We start from the raw sequence: 16749 nt of genomic DNA on the forward strand, positions 1-16749 counted from the left end.
AGCCGTCGCGTCTGATGCGCAGCTGGTCGGCGAGAAACGTGCGGCGTCTCTTCGTTGGAATCGGAAGTCTCAGACGGTGGAGCGCATAACCCCGTCGAGTGCAGTGCGCGCGAGCTTCTCGGCGTGTTCGTCCGTGAGGTCGTAGTGGCCGGTGAGCCTGCGGAAGATGGGTGGCAAGAAAGAGGATGTCGGTGACGTCGTCCACGTCGGTGTCGGGCGAGGCGTCACCGCGGTCGACGGCGCGTTGCCACAGTGTCGACGGCCTCCGGCGGGACGTCTCCCGGCCAAGGTCGGTGTCGCCGTCAACGGCTGTTCGCGGATGCCTCGTTCGAGGTGGTGACCGCACCTGGATCGGTGGAACGTTGCGGCGGCGCGGAGCCTTCCGTGGGCTTGGACCTCGCCAGCCACAGGCCGGTGAACACGGCGGTGGCCAAAGTGACGGTGCCGGCAGCCAGGAAGGCGCTGTTGAGGCCGGTCTCGAAGGAGGCGCCGCCGGATTGCCGGGTGCGGACGATGGCTCCGAGTACCGCCACGCCGAGTACCGCGCCGATCTGCCGGGTGGTGCTGCTGATGCCTGATGCGAGGCCGCCTTCGGCCGGGCTGACTGCTTGGATGGCGGCTCCCGTCAGTGGGGACATGGTTAGGGCGAAGCCGACGCCGACGACTCCCAGCCGCCACCACACGTTCCCGTAGCCGGTGTCGGCGTGCACCATGCCGAGCGCCAGCAGTCCCAGGCCGGCCAGGGCCAGGCCGGTGGTAACCACGATTCGGAAGCCGTACCGGGCGGCGAGCCGGCCCGCGTACGGGCTGAGGATCACCATGGCGAGGGATGCCGGCAGGGTCTGCAGGCCGGCGCGCAGGATCGAGCTGCCCTGGACGTACACGAAGAACTGGGAGAAGAAGAACGACGAACCCATGAGCGCGAACCCCACCACGACCATGGCGGTGTTGGACACGGTGAACAGCTGCTGCCGGAACAGCCGCAGCGGCAGCATCGGAGTGGAACGACGTGCTTCGACGGCGACGAAGGCGGTGAGGAGGATCACCGCGGCGGTGTAGCTGCCCAGGATCACCGGCGACGTCCAGCCGCGGGCACCACCCTCGATCAGCCCGTAGGTCAGCGCCCCCAACCCCAGAACGGACAGTACCGTCCCCGGGATATCGATCGCCGGGGCGCTCGGATTGCGGGCCTCTTCAAGGCTGCGCAGACCGACCAGCAGAAGGACCACGCCGATGGGCAGATTGACCAGGAAGATGGCGGGCCAGCCGAAGGCATCTGTCAGCACGCCGCCGGCCACGGGGCCTGCGGCCAGACCGATTCCGCTGAATCCGGCCCACAGCCCGATCGCCTTGATTCGTTCTTGCGGCACGGGATAGGCGGCGGCGAGCAGGGCCAGCGAGGCAGGGCTCAGCGCCGCGGCCCCGATGCCCTGCAGCACCCGGCCGGCGACCAGCCAGCCGAGCGAGGGTGCGAGGCTGCACAGCACCGACGCGGTGGTGAACACAGCCACGCCGGTCAGGTACACCCGTTTGCGGCCGAACCGGTCGGCGAAGACACCGCCGGACAGCAGCAGCATGGCGACCAGCAGTACGTACGCGTCGACGATCCATTGCAGACCGGTCAGCTGAGTGTGCAGCCGGTGCTGCATATCGGGCAGCGCTGCTCCAACAATCGTGTTGTCGAGCAGGACCATGAACTGGCCTAGGCAGGTCACCGTGAGCAGCACGGCCCGGTTTGGTCGAGTGCCTACGGCCGGAGGCGATGCAGCCATTGGATTCCTCTCAATCGTTAGTTGCGCCTCTCCACGGCCGACGCGGTCAGCCTCCGGACGCTCTAAAGCAGCCAGGAGCTGCGTTAGGCGATGGTACGGAGGATTGCCTCGCAAACGCAAGTCGCGACTGCGTTAAGGTGGGGGCATGAACGAGCGGCAGCGAGCCCGGCGGCCCGGCGGGCGCAGCGCCCGCGTCGGCGCGGAGGTGCACCAGGCCGTCACCGACCTGATCAGCGAGCGCGGCTACGGCAACTTCACCGTCGGCGAGGTCGCAGCCCGCGCGGGCGTAGCCGACAGCAGCATCTACCGCCGGTGGGGCAGCCTGGAAACGCTGCTCGCCGACGTGGCGCTCACCCGCCTCAACGCGCAGTCGCCGATGCCCGACACCGGGAGCCTGGCCGGCGACCTGCGTACTTACGCGGCCAACGTGGCCCGCGAGATCACCGGACCCGACGGTCTGGCGTTGCTGCGCCTGGCCGTCGCCCTGTCCAGCAACGGTCACCAGGGCCTGCAGGCGCTTGACGACCTCCTCGCCGAACGCGCCCGGCAACTGCAGTCCATGCTCGATCGCGCCCGCGAACGCGGCGAGCACGCACCCGACGCGTTCGGCGTGCTGGACCACATTCTGGCCCCGATGTATGTCCGCGTCTTGCTCGGCATGGGCCCGCTCACCCCGGACTACGTCGACGGGCTGGTCGACCGTTTGCTGTGACCTCACCCAGGTCCCCGGATCAGCCCTCGGACGCGGTGCCAGGGTTCCGCGGTGCCAGGGCTCCGTGAGGTGCTCTACTACATGCCATCCCACCTCAGGCATCCGGCCCTCGGCTGGCTCACGCGGCCTGGCCGAAGCCGTCGGCCGGCGGGCCGTCGCCGCGGATCGGGCTCAAGTCGACGTCCAGGCGCGGGTCGTACGCCTCCGGCTCAAAGCCGAGTTCGTGGGTGGAGTACTCGCCGAAGCGGCGGATGTGCTCGGTCAGGTACGGCGAGATGTGGGCCGGGTCCTCGGGGTCGATCGTGTGGCCCTCTTCCTGGAGCTGGCGCACGATCTCGGCGATGTCCAGGGCGTGGTGGCGAAGGAACTTCTCATCGCTTCCATCGCTTTAGCACACTGCGCGGAACAGAGCACCGTGTGGGTTCGAGCCGGGTCGACAACGGCCGCGGCCAACTGCTCCTTGAACAAACGCATCCGCTCTTGAAGGTCCGGATCACGGACAAAGCTCTTCAGGATCGTCTCGCCAGTACTGGCCCTCGAACACATTGCCACCGCGTGGCACCGGCTCGTCCGGGTAGAGGTCCCGCCACAGCCGCCGCAGGAGCTTGTCGCCGCTACCGTCGCTGTGCATCGCCGCGTCGAAGAGCGCCCCATCAGGTACCTGGTCGAGGTCCACGATGGCTGCGATCAACTGCTCCTTGAACGGTGCCATCGTCTCGGCGAGTTGGGGGTCACCTGCGTTCTCAACCAACGCGTCGTACGCCTCACCGCCTGCATCTGACGGCTCGACCTTCTGCACGCTCACCGCCGCGGACCTCCGCCAGGACGCCACTTTCCCCGAGCTGGCCGCACTCTGGCACCTATGACCCCTGACCCGGTTCCTGCACGAACAGCTGGCGTCTGCGTCGCCGGACCTGCTGCGCGAAATGCTCGCCACGGCGATGTGCGGCGCCCCTACGGGGTGTCCAGCCCGGACCGGATCAACTCCCGCAATGGCTACCGGCACCGTGACTTCGACACCCGCGCCGGCACGATCGAGGTGGCGTCCTTGCGCGAGCGGAACCTCGGCGGGGCGACCCTGCGGCCCTTGCGCTTGCCGGACAGCGAGTTGAAGAAGTTGGCTGCCCGAGCAGGCCGGCGCAGGTCGGAGTGCGCGGGCCATCGGGTTCCTCAGCCCCGTACGCGCGCAACCAGGCTGGACCTGCTCCCCACACCGGCGGCTCACCCGACACCGTCCCGACCAACTCGCCGAGAGGCCGGGCGCGGTCTCGGCCATGTCATCGACGCCCCGGTGGCCGCGTCGCGATGCACTACACCACTCTGGCGGCCACCGCCGTACGCGCTGGTAGACCGCCGCAACCACGCCGTCGCGGCGGCGGATCACCCCATGCTCCGCGTACGGTGGATCGGTGGATGGCGCCTATGAAAAGGGGCCGGATCTGGGTGTCCGCCTGGGTGTCCGCCACCTGGGTGCCTCTTCCGCGGCGGAGCACAGGAACGGCTTCCCTGCGGCTGCGACAAGGACGGCGACAAGGACAAGGATGAGAGCATGGCGCGACAGATCTGGAGTGGCTCGCTCAGTTTCGGGCTGGTGAACGTCCCGGTCGGGCTGGTGAGCGCCACCGAGCAGAAGGACGTGTCCTTCCACCAGCGTGAGGCCGAGACGAACGCCCGGATCCGCTACAAGCGGGTGGCCGAGGGCACCGATCGCGAGGTCGACTACAAGAACATCGTCAAGGGCTACGAGCTGCCTGGAGACAAGTTCGTCACCCTGACGCAGGAGGAGGTCGACGCCGCCAGCCTCGGTCGGTCCCGGTCGCTCGAGATCACCGACTTCGTCGACCTCGCGGAGATCGATCCCGTCTACTACGAGAAGACCTACTACCTCTCTCCGCGTGAGGAGAGCGCGCACGAGGCCTACGCCCTGTTGCGGGACGCGATGGAGCAGACCGGTCTGGCCGGAGTCGGGTCCTTTGTGATGCGGGGCAAGGAATACCTCGCCGTGATCCGGCCGTGGAAGCAGGTCCTCGTCCTCCAGACGTTGCTGTTCGCCGACGAGGTGCGTGACCCGGAGGACGTGGTCGGCGACCTGCCTGCGGCGCGCAAGAGCACCTCGCGTGAGATGAAGGCGGCCGTCAACCTGATCGAGCAGCTCGCGACACCCTGGAAGCCCGAGAAGTACGAGGACACCTACCGCGAGCGTCTGCTCGGCATCGTCAAGGACAAGGCGAAGGGCCGCGAGATCAGTCTCGAGGAGGTCGAACCGGAGGAGAGCAACGTCGTCGACCTCATGGACGCCCTCCGGCGAAGCGTGGAGGAGGCCAAGAGCGGCCGGGCCGGCCCCGGCCAGGCCAAGAAGGCCGGATCGAAGTCCGGTGCGTCGAAGCGCAGCGCCACGGACGCTGCGGCGAAGAAGTCCGGTCGGGGGTCGAGTGCCTCCGGCGGAGGGCGCCGGAAGTCCGCGACCGTCGGAGCGCTCAGCAAACAGGAGCTTTACGAGCGCGCGACGAAACTCGGCATCGACGGCCGCTCCAACATGAGCAGGGCCCAGCTCCAGAAGGCGGTCGAGAAGGCGTCCTGACCCGGGTTCCTCGAGGTCACTGCATACAGGCGAAGCCGCCAGAGCAGGCAAAGCGAGCTCGCGCAGGGCGCTCGCCAGGAGGATCGCCAGCCGCGGGTCGGCGGGCACTCCTCTTTCAGCGCCGACGGCGACATTCCTGTGCGCGTCTGTGGGGGACCTCGCAGAACGTCGTCGAGCGGGCGCATGTAGCACGGGCATACGTGGTGCAGGCCTTTGCACTGGCGAGGCATTCCTCGACGCAGCGTGCAACACTTCACGGTCCACCCCGCCCAGATCGGCTGGATATTCGCGGATCCGGGGCAGGACGGTGGCGAGTTCCTCGATACACCGGCCGCTATGAGCGGTGCGGAGCGCCGCGCCAGAGTCCTCCAACGCCGCATCTGGCGCGGCCTTCTAGGAAAGGGCTCCCGCACCGCATGTCGTTCGAGTCGAAGTTCGGCACCAACCACCTGGGCCACTTCGCGCTGACCAACCTGCTCCTGGAGCACATCACCGGCCGGATCGTGACGGTCGCCTCGCAGGCCGAGCGACTCGCCCGCCTCGACTTCGACGACCTCAACTGGGAGCACCGGCCCTACCAGCCGTCCCGCGCCTACAACGACTCCAAACTAGCGAACCTGCTGTTCACCGCCGAACTGCAACGCCGGCTGAGCGCCACAAGGTCGGACGTGCTGGCGACCGCAGCGCATCCCGGCCTGGTCGCGACGAACATCTACCACCACCCCGGCCCCCGCCGACCCGCCGACCTCCTATGGGCGGTCGCGATCCGACTGCTGGCACAAGGCGCGGACCACGGCGCGCTCCCGGTCCTGTACGCCGCCGCCGCCGCCGATATTCCCGGCAACAGCTTCGCCGGGCCTAGCCATTTCGCCCACATGCGCGGCGCCCCAGAACTCATCGACCGCTCCGCCGCCGCGCAGGACCCGGATCTCGCGCGCCGCCTTTGGACCGTCTCCGAGCAGCTCACCGGCGTCCGCTTCCCGATCTGACCACGGGCCGCGCACCCGACCAGATCGCTGGCAACTCTCACCGCAGGTCTCTCGCAAGGGACTTCGCTAGCAGTCGAACATCCTCGTCTGCCGCGATGCGCGCGCTGCCGCACGCCCAGCGGTGTAACCCTCCGTCGACCTTCACGCTAGCTCACATGCGCATGGCCCGGCCGGGCATGGGCGCAGCAGCGCGTGGTGTCGAAACTCGGGAGCGTCGCCCCTTGCCGGATTTTGGGCGGTGCCCGAACTCCCGAAGAGCCGGTTCCAAGCCTCGTGCACAAAGCCAAACTGGTCCAGGGCGAACCCGCTGGAGGCCCTGTGTATAGACCGAACGCGGCCGGGATCGGGCCGGCCTGAGCGATCAAGCCCGAACCCTGCTGAGCCGTGAGCAGCAGGCCAAGCCCGACCATGCCGATCGGTAGGGCTGCCGACAGGCCGAGGAGGAACGAGGTCGTTCTCGTCCCGCTTCTTGATCAGCTGCACCTGCGGGGCCGCGCAAATCGAACGGACCGCTCTGAGGCCCGCCGGTCGAGCGCATTCCCCGCAGTGGCAGCTCGATTGCCTTGTGCCAGCTCTACTGTCGTGTGCCAGCTCTACGGTCTGCTGAGTTGACCGCTATGAGTTCAGGGGTCGGGCGGCCACGATGTGGAGGGGGCGGTCTGGGCCGAGGCGGATGTAGACCGGGTGCGGGCCCCACCGCCAGGTCTCGCCGGTGAGGAGGTCCTCGGCCTCGAAGTGCCGGGTTGGGTCGATGTGGGCTCCGAGCCGTCGAGTGTCGAGCTCGATGGTGGTTTCGCGGGTGTGGTGCGGGTCTAGGTTGGCGACGACGATGACGGTGTTTTGCTCGGAGGCGTCGTCGCGTCCTCCGCCGGTCTTTGAGTAGACGAGGAAGTTCTCGTCAGCGGCGCGGTGGAAGGTTATGTTCCTGAGCCAGTGCAACGACGGATGCGAGCGGCGAATCATGTTGAGTTGACGCAGGTACGGTGCAAGGTTCGGCCGGTTGCTAGCCGGCGCGCCGTCGATGTGCCATTGACGGTCCTTATACCCGTACTTCTCGTTGTCCAGCTGTTCCTCGACACCCGGCCGGGGCGCGTTCTCGCAGTGCTCGTAGCCGGCGTAGATGCCGTAGGTGGGAACGAGGGTCGCCGCCAGGGCCGCCCGGATACGGAAGGCCGTTTCCCCGCCATGCTGCATGTATGGGGTGAGGATGTCGTGCGTGGTGGGCCAAAAGCTGGGGCGTAGGAAGGGCGCCGTTTCCTGGGCGAGTTCGCTGACGTACTCGGTGAGTTCTTCGGCAGTGTTGCGCCACGCGAAGTAGGTGTAGGACTGCTGGAATCCGACCTTGGCGAGGACGTGCATCAAGGGAGGCCGGGTGAACGCCTCGCTTAGCCAGATGACGTCGGGGTGGTCGGTCGCGATGTCGGCGATCAGCCACTGCCAGAATTCGACCGGCTTCGTGTGTGGGTTGTCGACCCGGAAAATCTTCACACCGCGGTCGATCCAGAGTCGGATGATGCGGCTGAACTCGAGGTACAGGGTCGCGGGCGCGGTGTCGAAGTTGATCGGGTAGATGTCCTCGTACTTCTTCGGTGGGTTCTCGCTGAAGGCGATGCTGCCGTCGGCTCGCTTCAGGAAGTACTCGGGGTGCTCGGTGACCCAGGGATGGTCCGGCGAGGCGTTGAGCGCGATGTCCATGGCGACCCGTAGGCCCAGGTCCTCCGCTGCGGCGACGAAGTGCTCGAAGTCCTTGACCGTGCCGAGGTCCGGATGGATGGCGTCGTGTCCCCCGTCCGGGGATCCGATCCCGTAGGGCGAGCCGGGGTCACCCGGTGAGGCGGCCGTGTTGTTGTTCCAACCCTTTCGGTTGGTGACACCGATGGGGTGGATCGGGGTCAGGTAGACGACGTCGAAGCCCATGTCGGCGATGGCGGCAAGCCGCTGCGCCGCCGTACGGAAGGTCCCGCTGTGCCATGTGCCGGTCGCGGGATCGCACCGGGCTCCTTCGGAACGAGGAAAGATCTCGTACCAGGCGCCGGTGAGCGTCAGCTTCTCTTCGACGAGCCAGGGGTAGTCACTGCCGGCTGTGGTGAAGTCACGTAACGGGTCCGCGACCATGAGTGCGTGAGTCGGGCTGCCCTCGGCGACCTCGGCGAACCGGGCGCTCGCTGCCAACGTTTGGTCCCTGAGCAGCGTGCAGGCCTTCTGAAGTGAGGCGGCCCGGTCGGCGGGCTGGCCGCGATGACTAGCTGCCCGCTCGAGGAGTCGGGCACCCTCCTCGCACATCAGCTCGACATCGATCCCAGCGGGGACCTTGATGCCCGCGTCGTGAATCCAGGCGGCCCAAGGGTCGGCCCACCCTTCGACGCGGTACGACCACAATCCCGCGGACTCGGCGGAGATCTCGCACTCGAACACCCCGAGGCCGTGGTTGGTCTGCGTCATCCGCACGCGACGTTCGGTTCGGTCGGGGGCCGTCAGCACAACTTCCGCGCCCACCGGGTCATGACCTTCGCGGACGACCACAGCAGTCACCGCGAACAGTTCCGCGACGACGGACTTGACCGGCCAGCGCCCCTCTTCCAAGGACGGCGTCACATCCATCATCTGGATACGACCGACGGGTCGTTGACCGCGAGAAGCGAGCACCGCCCGGTCGACCGAATCGCGGACGTTCGGGGCACCTGGAGTCGTCACACGTCAACCGTAACGGCTGCCGCGGACTGGATCGACGAGGTCGTCACTGACCGCTGCTCGAATGCGCACCAGCGCGCGTTTGTAGGAAATCTCGTCGCTCACGATCCGCCGTCCCGTTCCGCTGGAAGAACCACCGGTCGTCCTGCCCACTGATCGATTCCCGCTTGTGCGACGGCACCTCCAGGTCGCCGTCGTGCTACTTAAATTTGATCATCGCTCGGGTCCTCATCCGACAGTAGGAACGAAACGACGAACCCACCGCAGCTCCCGCACACCCGCCGCCGCAGGTGTGCCTCGGCCTGATGGAACGCCACCGGCGCCTCCTGAGCGTCCCGCGTCGAACGCTTGAGAGGCCGCGCCAGCGGGATCGTCGCCAACGAGATGGCGAGCGGCACGGCGGGGATGATCCAGCGGAAGAGGTCAAGCGCTGGCGGCCTCCTGCAGGTGCGACTCCAGGTGCTCGGCGTCCTCGGTGGGCTGCGTCGGGCTCCCCCGCCGCCTTCCACGCGTCCACGATGTCCCGGGCCACGAACCGACCCTGCGGCTTTTCCTCAGGTCCCCGTTCCCCGGCGGCAGGCGGCCGGCAGCCGCTCCGGCGCGGCGTCGTGGACGGCGTCCCCGATCAGCTTGACCCATGCTTCGCTGGCCGGGGTCCTCACACGGTATGAGGTTCACGCTCCAACGCCGTCCACTGAACGATCCCCTGCGGACGGGCGAGCTGGTCAGGTCGTGACGGACAGACGCGGCGAGGTTCGCCAGGTTGCTGCGCGTCTGTACTGACAGCTCCCGGACTCGACACGCTCGTCTGGCGCCAGACATCGATCGGCAAGGCCTGTTCGGAGTCAACCTGAGCGAGTGGCGGCTGCCAGCTCCGTCAGCCGGCGTTCGAGGAAGCGCTGTTCGGCGCGGTCATCGGTGAGTTCTCTCGCACACCGATAGGCGTCACGCGCCTCGTCGGTCCGCCCGAGGCGCCGCAAGAGTTCGGCCCTGGTCGAGTGCAGGTAGCAGAAGTCGTCGAGACCGAGTTCGGCGAGCAGGCGCAGGCCGGCCTCGGGGCCTTCGGTCTCGGCGATTGCAATGGCACGGTTCAGCTCCACGACGGGCGAGCCGGTCAGGCGGGCGAGCTCGCCGTACAACGCCGCGATCTGCGCCCAGTCGCACGGCGTCTCGGCGTGCAACGAGGCGATGGCGGCCTGCAGGACGTAGGGCCCGCGGCCGCCGAGGGCGAGTGCCCGGTCTAGTTCGGCGCGTCCATCGGCGATCTGCTCGGTGTTCCAACGTGACCGGTCCTGATCGCCGAGCAGCACGAGTTCGCTGTCGCGGAATCGCGCCTTGTGACGGGAGTCGTGCAAGAGCATCATCGCCAGCAGCCCGTGAACCTCGGGGTCGTCCGGAAGCAGTTCGGCGAGCGCGCGTCCCAGCCAGAGTGCTTCTGCCGCGAGTTCGTCGCGTCCGCTGTAGCCCTCGTTGAAGATCAGGTAGACGACGGCGAGAACGGCGTCGAGTCGGTCGCGGAGCAGGTGAGGGGGCGGCACTCGAAACGGGATCCCCGCTGCTTTGATCTTGCGCTTGGCCCGCACCAGCCGCTGCGCCATCGTGCGCTGCGGTACGAGGAAGGCGCGGGCGATCTCGTCAGTGGTGAGGCCGCCGAGGGTGCGCAGGGTGAGCGCAACCTGCGCCTCGACCGCGAGCGCCGGATGACAGCAGGTGAAGATGAGTTCCAGGCGCTCGTCGAGAAACGTCGTGGCGTTCATTGACACCTGGGCAGGGTTGCCTGCGGTGAGCAGGCCGGACTTGGCGGCGAGGGCCTGCTCGCGGCGGATGCGATCCGTGGCTCGGTTCCGAGCCGTCGTTATCAGCCAGGCGCGCGGGTTGCTGGGGATGCCGTCGCGTGGCCATCGGTCCGCGGCGATCGCAAAGGCCTCCTGTGCGGCTTCCTCGGCGAGGTCGAAGTCGCCGAGGAAGCCGATCAGGGTGGCCAGCACCCGGCCCCACTCCTCGCGGAAGACCTGATCGAGTGTCATCACCAATAGGTCTGCGCGGGTCGAATCTCGATGGCACCGCCGAGGCGGGCCGCCGGGACGCGGGCGGCCACCTCGATGGCCGCGTCGAGGTCGTCGGCCTCGAGGACGAACCAACCGCCGACGGCTTCCTTCATTCCGACGAACGGACCGTCGGTTGTCAGGGTCTTGCCGCCCTCAACGCGCACCGTGGTCGCGTTCTCGGGGAGACCCATGGGAACGCCGGGGGTGACGCCTGGCGTCTTGTTGATCGCGCCGTAGTCGGCATAGACCTGCTTCTGCTCCTCCTCGGAGAGCGCGGCCCACTCATCGGAGCTGGTGCCCTGGTAGATCAGCATGACGTACTGCAACGCTCCGCCTCCTCATCCAGATGGTTACACCATGAGACGAATGGCGAGCCGCGAAATCGACAGGTCGACATCGGAAATCTTGAGTGGCCCACAGGAGCGGCGCCCGCATGCCAGCCAGAAGCGGCGCCACCAACTCGGGTCGCCGTCACTGGACCCCTGGGGACGCGCGGAGTCCTCTGCGGGGCCGGCGCGGCCTCGGCGCGCAACGAGAGCGAGCCGGGTCGGAGGGCGTAGACGCCGAGGCGATCAATGTCGGCGTACGCCCCCCCGAGCACCGGGTCAACCTGACGAACTGACCGGCCTCATGGCCGGTCGCGGTCATGAGGCCGGTAGGCGAACCCGCGCGCGGCGGGGATGTGGATGCCGCCGCCGGGCGGCAGCACCCAGAGCGGATTGCCCAATCCGATCAGCACGTCGGCGGAGTTGTAGACCTCGACACGCAGATAGCGGCCGTTCTCGCGGTCCAGGCGGAACGGCAGCCGGCCCTGCGTGAAGGCGTCGGCCGGGTACGGGTGCTTTTCGAGCGAGGGTGAGGTCTGCCCCGTACGGTCGCAGACGCCGACGATGATCTGCACCGTCGAACCGGCGGGCAGGTTCTCGGCGGTGAGGTCGACAGGAACGCTGCCGGCGGCTGTGCGGATGACCCGGCCCATCGCGCGCTGGCCGCCGACTGCGAGGTCGAGTTGCCCGGTCGGCCACAGCTTCAGGTCGTACAACCAGGCCTGCCCGGACGCCAGCGCCGCCATGAGGTCCCGCACCTCCGTCGAGGCCGCCCACACCGACGTGCCGAACAGATGGCTCATGCCCAGCCAGTTGCGGCCGACGTGGTCATCGTTCTGGCTCGTCGCGGTCAGGAAGATCGCGTTGCGCGCCGCGACGTCGTACATGTTGAGGCGACTGTGGATCACGTCGTAGTCGCCCCCGGCGTTGGCAACCTCCATCAGATCGGTGCCGAGGGCCCGGGTCTGCACGAGTTCGGCGACGGCGGCGGCGTTCGTGGGCGGGTGGTTGTACTGGACCAGCGCGCCGCGCTCGTGGTACCAGCGGACCACCTTTTCGATTCCCTCGACCGAGTTGTCCAGCGTGGGCGCCTTGCCGGTCGGCGGGTAGGGGTAGAGCTCGAAGTCCTTCATGAAGACGTTCAGGTGCCGCACCATTGACACTTCGGTCGACATGTGTTGCGTCACGTTCGGATACTGCTTGGTCAGACTGTGCATGATCTCGCGCTGGGTGCGGACCGGCCAGCGCAGCGGATCGCGGGTGCGGTCGATGCGCAGGTGGTCGAACACCGCCTGCGCGGTGGCGTTGTTACGGGCCCGTACGCCGAAGCGCAGCCGGGCGAGCCCGGTGTCCTCGGCCAGGAGGTCCGGCCAGAACGCCCGGATGTCCTCCAGCGGGCGTATCGTCAGGGTCTGCCAGCCGCCGGTCGCCGCGACTGTCACGACCCCGGTCAACGGCTTCTCCAGCCCACGCGCCGCCTTGGCGCCGACCCGGTATTCCAGGACGTAGAGCCCGGCGGGCCGGCCGGCGGTGGCGGGACGGTTGGAGGTCTCGAGCTGCACCACGAGCTCGGCGTCCGGGCCGATCCGCTCACCCAGCACGTCGATCATCAGCGTGGTGTCCGACAGGTTGGTCGAGTAGAAACTGTTGCCGGGCTTGCCCCACAGGTAGGAGACGCCCCAGTCGGGGGCCGGACCGGTCGCCGTGACGCGCATCGCCTTGCCGGGCTCGTCGGGACTGTGCGGCTCGTCCACGAAGGCGTGCTGGGTGCCGGTGACAGTGCCCTGGTTCTGCTCGAACCACTGCAGGCCACCGTCCTCATCGGTGCCGTCGAACCCGATGCCGTCGTAGTAGCCGTACGCCTCCATCCGCCAGTCGTGATCGGTCCACCAAATAACGTCGACATTGTTCGTCGTTGCCTGGTCCAACTGGGCCATCATGCTGGCCCCACCGCCGCCGTCGGCCCAGCTGCCGCCCTCGCTGAAACAGGCGTGGACGTGCATCGCCATGCTCACCGGTCGGTACGCGGTGGATTGCTCAGCCGCTTCGGCCGCGGTCGCATTCCGCAGATCCATTCCGCTGACCGCCGCGGCGACGCCGAGCCCCAGACCCGTGCCCAACACACTACGACGCGAGACACCATTTGCTGCCATGCAGCGTTCCTCCTTATTTAGCGAATGCCCTTAAACCCTACGGAAACTGCGATAACGCGTGATCGCTGAGTGCGAGATTTACTCGACTGGGAGGGCGATGTTCACCGCGGGATGAGCCGACCGTCACTTGCGAATAGCGCAGCGTGAGCGGAGGCACGGGCCGCGGCTTAATGGGCCAATTCCGTGACGGTCAGGTAAGTGTGTCTGGCAGACAACGAGGGCGTTTTCTATCAGCAAAGCAATAGTCAAAGGCTTGTGGATCAGGTTCTTAGGCGGCTGCTGGTCGGTCGTCGGTGCGTTCGACGAGGTGGCCGTTGACGAAGCCGCGGGCCCCGGCGCGGACGAGGGCGACGAGGTGGGGTGCGTTGACCGCCCGCCACCGGGCCTGGGCGGACTCGATGAGCTTGAAGGCCATGGCCAGGCGGCCGGCCCGGGAGCCGGGACCTTTGGTGACCTTGGTGCGGTGCCGGACGGTCGCGAAAGTCGACTCCAGATAGGCATCGGGTTGGTGGTGCGCAGGTGGATCCAGTGCTCGGCCGGGTAGTCGTAGAACGCGAGCAGTTCGTCCAGGTCGTCGGTGACCTTAGCGACGGCCTTGGGGTGCTTGGCACCGTAGGCGGCCTCGAACGCCTTCACCGCTGCTAGGGCGTGGGTCTTGTCCTCGGCGTTCCAGATCTCCGCCAGGTGCTTTTTCGCCCCGGGGTGCGCGGACTTCGGGAGGGCGGCTGATCGTGCGACGGGTCCGCCCGGTCCCTGGGGTCTCCAGGCCGATGTCGCCGACCTCTGAGGCCACGGTCTTCGAGGTGGTGCCGTTGGGAGAGTTCGGGCTACCCCGCCCCGCCGGGTCGGCCTTGGCATAACCCAGATGCCCGGTCAACTCCTCGGCCAGGCCACGCTCCAACACAGCCTTGACCAGCCGGGCCAGAACCCGCCCTGCCCGGTCAACGCCAGACCATCCCCTCGACCCGACCCACCAGATCCTCCAGCAGACCAGCATCGACCATCTCGTTCACCACCGCACGAGCCGAACCCGACGGCCGCTGCGAGGACTCACCGAACGGGTGCTCGACATGTCCAGGACACCGCGGAGCTGGCCGCGTCATGACCATCACCGGGCTCGCTGTCCCCGTCGAGTTCTACAGCCGACGGATCGACCGATGACCCCAGAGCCTGAAGTGCGTAAATACCAGTTACAGGAACCCAGCAGCGAGAGCTCGGTGGAGCTCACCAAGGCCGACTGGGGCGCGGCTGCTCGGACTGCAGGCCGACGGCTACGCCTGGATCGCCGCCGCGGCTCGCGAAGTGGAACGCACTCCGCACCGTGCGCCAGGGCTCTCGACCGGGATGGCGACTCAAGGCGGCCTCGCCGGCCTCCACACATTCGCACCCGCCACCCCCACGGCAACACCCGAGGCGTCCTTTCGAGCGGAAGGCGCATCGGCCGGCGGACCACGGCCGATTGCAGCGGTCCCATCCGCCTGCAGCGGAGGATCCCTGAAAGCCAGCGCGGACTGTCGCCAAGCCTGGACCGAGGATCAGTAGCCCAGCCAGAGGCTCTTGGTATACAGCGAGGTGTGGAGGTCGCCGGTGTGCGTGTTGACGTAGACGTCTTGCCAGGCGCTGCGGACTTGGTAGTACGGGTGGAACGGGCTCGCGCCCTGGCCGGGGTGCCAGACCCACGTCTCGCTGATCTCGATGTCGTCCGGGCGCAGGATCAGCCGGTCCCGCGGCGTGGCGTGGCTGGTCAGCGCGGTCCGCAGGAGCTTGCTGAGCTCGCTCGACCGGACCTCCCGGCCGGCGGGGGCGATCGCGTCCATCAGCCGCATCGTCGCGGACGTCGCCGACTCAAACAGCGGGATCGGCTTGCGGGTCACGATGTCGACGACCTCGTCCCGGTCGATCTTCCAGAGCGGGTACGGCTCGTCGGCGGCCGACACGGTGAGCACGTCGCCGAAGCGCCCGTCGATCATGATGGTAGCCAGCGGCTGCTCCTCCCGGTCGACCGACACGGTCACCGGCACGAGGTAGTAGTACGACCCGCGCCGGTCCAGCCGCGCCACCAGCTGCGGCGTGCCGACGCGCCCCGCGTCGACCGCCTTGCGCAGCCGGCGGTTCTCCTTCGCGAACGACAACGCGCCTTCGATCGCCAGGTCCGCCGCCTCCTCCGGCGGGATGATCGTCCGGCCGGGCCGGACGATCTTCCGCGTGGCCCACGGCACCTCGGCCTTCGCCGGGTCGGGATCCCCCACCTCGACGATCTTCCCGTTCCACTTCGTGCCGCCGTTGACGGGCAGGTACGCGGCGTCCCAGGCGGCCGGCGCCACCTGCAGGTCCGCGCCGCCACCGACGTACGCCGGGTCGTTGATGATGAAAGCGGTCCGGGCCATGGTGGCGTCGTCGAAGGTGTAGCCGTTCACGCAGACCCAGTGCCCACCGCTGTAGAGCAGGCACGCCGCCGGCACCTTGTAGGTGTCCAGGGTGTACTGGATCTGGTTGTCCGCGCTCGCCGCGACGGTGTTCTGGTAGATGACCCAGTGGTCGCCGCCGCGCGGGTCGTAGTCGACGATCGTGCGCTCCAGCGCGCCGGGGTCGATCGCCCAGAAGTCGCCCTCGCCCGGATCGTTGTAGGCGACGGCGTGCGCGTACATATCCTCGACCGTGGGGATCACTGCCGCGCCGAGGAAGCCCAGGATCATCCGGGCCACGCGGGCACCGGCGTAGGTGTCCGGATCGGAGATGCTCGTCTCGAACGTGACCGGGTAGCGGACCTGTCCCATCGTCGGTTCCTCTCGTTGCCGCGACTACGCGGCAGGTTGGTAGGTGATGGCGAAGCCGCGCAGGACATCGCCCGCCGCTGCTCCGACGAGGGTGGCGCGCAGGTAGAACAGGTGGGTGTCCGAAGTGAACACCGAGGTTCCCGGGACCGGCACCGAGACGAAGCCGGTGACGGTGACCAGCGTGGACTTGGTGAACGGGGCGTTGCGCTGCTCCCGGACCAGCTGGGTCTTCATGTTGGCGGGCGTCGCGGCCTGTCCGAGCACCGCGATGTTGAGCAGCGTGACGCCCTCCGGCAGCGTCAGGGGCAGCACCCCGTCGGCGGCGCCGCCGTTCGCAGTCGGGACCTTCACGAACGAGCCGTTGGGCTGGCCGAGGACGACGGTGCTCCAGTAGACCTGCGACCAGCTGCTGTTCGTCGCGTCCGGGTTGAATGGCTGCATGGTCGGCGTCAGGCCGAGCGTGACGGGCGCGAGCACCACCCCGCCGAGCGCGGCGACCTGCTGTTGCAGCACGCCGATCTGCCCGGACTGGGTGCCCAGCTGGGTGTCGGCCTGCTTGACGACCCCGGAGAGCGCGTCGAACTCGGCCTCGATGCCGTGGAACCGGCCGTTGAAACCGTTGTCGCCGCCGGCCTGGACGCGGTCCACCCGGTCGATCCAGTCGGCGTGGGAGAAGCTTCGGGTATACGAGATCGGCATG

12 protein-coding genes and 3 pseudogenes are annotated in these 16749 nt (G+C 67.9%); 4 read left to right on the forward strand and 11 right to left on the reverse strand.

Going from position 1 to position 16749, the window contains the following annotated elements:
* Nucleotides 1-302 precede the first annotated feature (302 nt).
* Complete coding sequence (locus HEB94_RS01875; protein WP_202896057.1) at nucleotides 303-1892, reverse strand: MFS transporter; 1590 nt, start codon at nucleotides 1890-1892, stop codon at nucleotides 303-305.
* A gap of 25 nt (nucleotides 1893-1917) precedes the next feature.
* On the opposite strand from HEB94_RS01875, the gene HEB94_RS01880 reads away from it, so the two are divergent.
* Nucleotides 1918-2484, forward strand: a complete 567-nt coding sequence (locus HEB94_RS01880; protein WP_192748346.1) for a TetR/AcrR family transcriptional regulator — start codon at nucleotides 1918-1920, stop codon at nucleotides 2482-2484.
* 118 nt (nucleotides 2485-2602) lie between these two features.
* Here HEB94_RS01880 and HEB94_RS01885 read toward each other — a convergent pair whose 3' ends face one another.
* Together HEB94_RS01885 and HEB94_RS01890 are read right to left on the reverse strand one after the other, a co-directional pair.
* Nucleotides 2603-2833 (reverse strand): Tn3 family transposase, encoded by a 231-nt coding sequence (locus HEB94_RS01885; protein WP_192756182.1) that lies wholly within the window; start codon nucleotides 2831-2833, stop codon nucleotides 2603-2605.
* Nucleotides 2834-2977: 144 nt separating this feature from the next.
* A complete protein-coding gene (locus HEB94_RS01890) occupies nucleotides 2978-3289 on the reverse strand; it encodes a hypothetical protein (protein ID WP_192748347.1) in 312 nt (103 codons plus the stop codon).
* 64 nt (nucleotides 3290-3353) lie between these two features.
* Between HEB94_RS01890 and HEB94_RS50045 the strand changes: the two are divergent.
* The 3 genes and pseudogenes from HEB94_RS50045 to HEB94_RS01900 form a co-directional block, all read left to right on the forward strand.
* A pseudogene (locus HEB94_RS50045) lies at nucleotides 3354-3529 on the forward strand (transposase); the annotation flags it as partial.
* 504 nt (nucleotides 3530-4033) lie between these two features.
* Nucleotides 4034-5065 carry a non-homologous end joining protein Ku gene (ku, locus tag HEB94_RS01895; protein ID WP_192748348.1) on the forward strand — a complete coding sequence of 344 codons (1032 nt, stop codon included), beginning with the start codon at nucleotides 4034-4036 and terminating at the stop codon, nucleotides 5063-5065.
* Nucleotides 5066-5481: 416 nt separating this feature from the next.
* The gene (locus tag HEB94_RS01900) at nucleotides 5482-6054 is read left to right on the forward strand and encodes an SDR family NAD(P)-dependent oxidoreductase (protein WP_192748349.1); all 573 of its coding nucleotides are present in this window, start codon (nucleotides 5482-5484) and stop codon (nucleotides 6052-6054) included.
* Between the two features lie 615 nt (nucleotides 6055-6669).
* Here the strand turns inward: HEB94_RS01900 and HEB94_RS01905 are convergent.
* The 8 genes and pseudogenes from HEB94_RS01905 to HEB94_RS01935 form a co-directional block, all read right to left on the reverse strand.
* Nucleotides 6670-8748, reverse strand: coding sequence for a maltotransferase domain-containing protein (locus tag HEB94_RS01905; protein ID WP_337917440.1), 2079 nt, complete (start codon nucleotides 8746-8748; stop codon nucleotides 6670-6672).
* 842 nt (nucleotides 8749-9590) lie between these two features.
* Nucleotides 9591-10772: an RNA polymerase sigma factor gene (locus HEB94_RS01910; RefSeq protein ID WP_192748350.1), complete on the reverse strand. Its 1182-nt coding sequence runs from the start codon at nucleotides 10770-10772 to the stop codon at nucleotides 9591-9593.
* Nucleotides 10772-11119: a YciI family protein gene (locus HEB94_RS01915; protein ID WP_192748351.1), complete on the reverse strand. Its 348-nt coding sequence runs from the start codon at nucleotides 11117-11119 to the stop codon at nucleotides 10772-10774. Before HEB94_RS01915 ends, HEB94_RS01910 begins: the two co-directional genes overlap by 1 nt.
* A gap of 302 nt (nucleotides 11120-11421) precedes the next feature.
* Nucleotides 11422-13272, reverse strand: a complete 1851-nt coding sequence (locus tag HEB94_RS01920; RefSeq protein ID WP_192748352.1) for a hypothetical protein — start codon at nucleotides 13270-13272, stop codon at nucleotides 11422-11424.
* A 268-nt stretch (nucleotides 13273-13540) separates the two neighbouring features.
* A pseudogene (locus tag HEB94_RS01925) lies at nucleotides 13541-13998 on the reverse strand (transposase); the annotation flags it as partial.
* A pseudogene (locus HEB94_RS50050) lies at nucleotides 13949-14375 on the reverse strand (transposase); the annotation flags it as partial. The pseudogenes HEB94_RS50050 and HEB94_RS01925, both read right to left, overlap by 50 nt.
* A gap of 432 nt (nucleotides 14376-14807) precedes the next feature.
* Complete coding sequence (locus HEB94_RS01930) at nucleotides 14808-16049, reverse strand: hypothetical protein (RefSeq protein WP_192748353.1); 1242 nt, start codon at nucleotides 16047-16049, stop codon at nucleotides 14808-14810.
* Nucleotides 16050-16073: 24 nt separating this feature from the next.
* Entirely contained in the window at nucleotides 16074-16748 is a 675-nt protein-coding gene (locus HEB94_RS01935) for a hypothetical protein (RefSeq protein ID WP_192748354.1), read from the reverse strand.
* Nucleotide 16749 lies beyond the last annotated feature (1 nt).

This window comes from Actinopolymorpha pittospori (genome assembly GCF_014873875.1).
Lineage (GTDB): Bacteria > Actinomycetota > Actinomycetes > Propionibacteriales > Actinopolymorphaceae > Actinopolymorpha > Actinopolymorpha pittospori.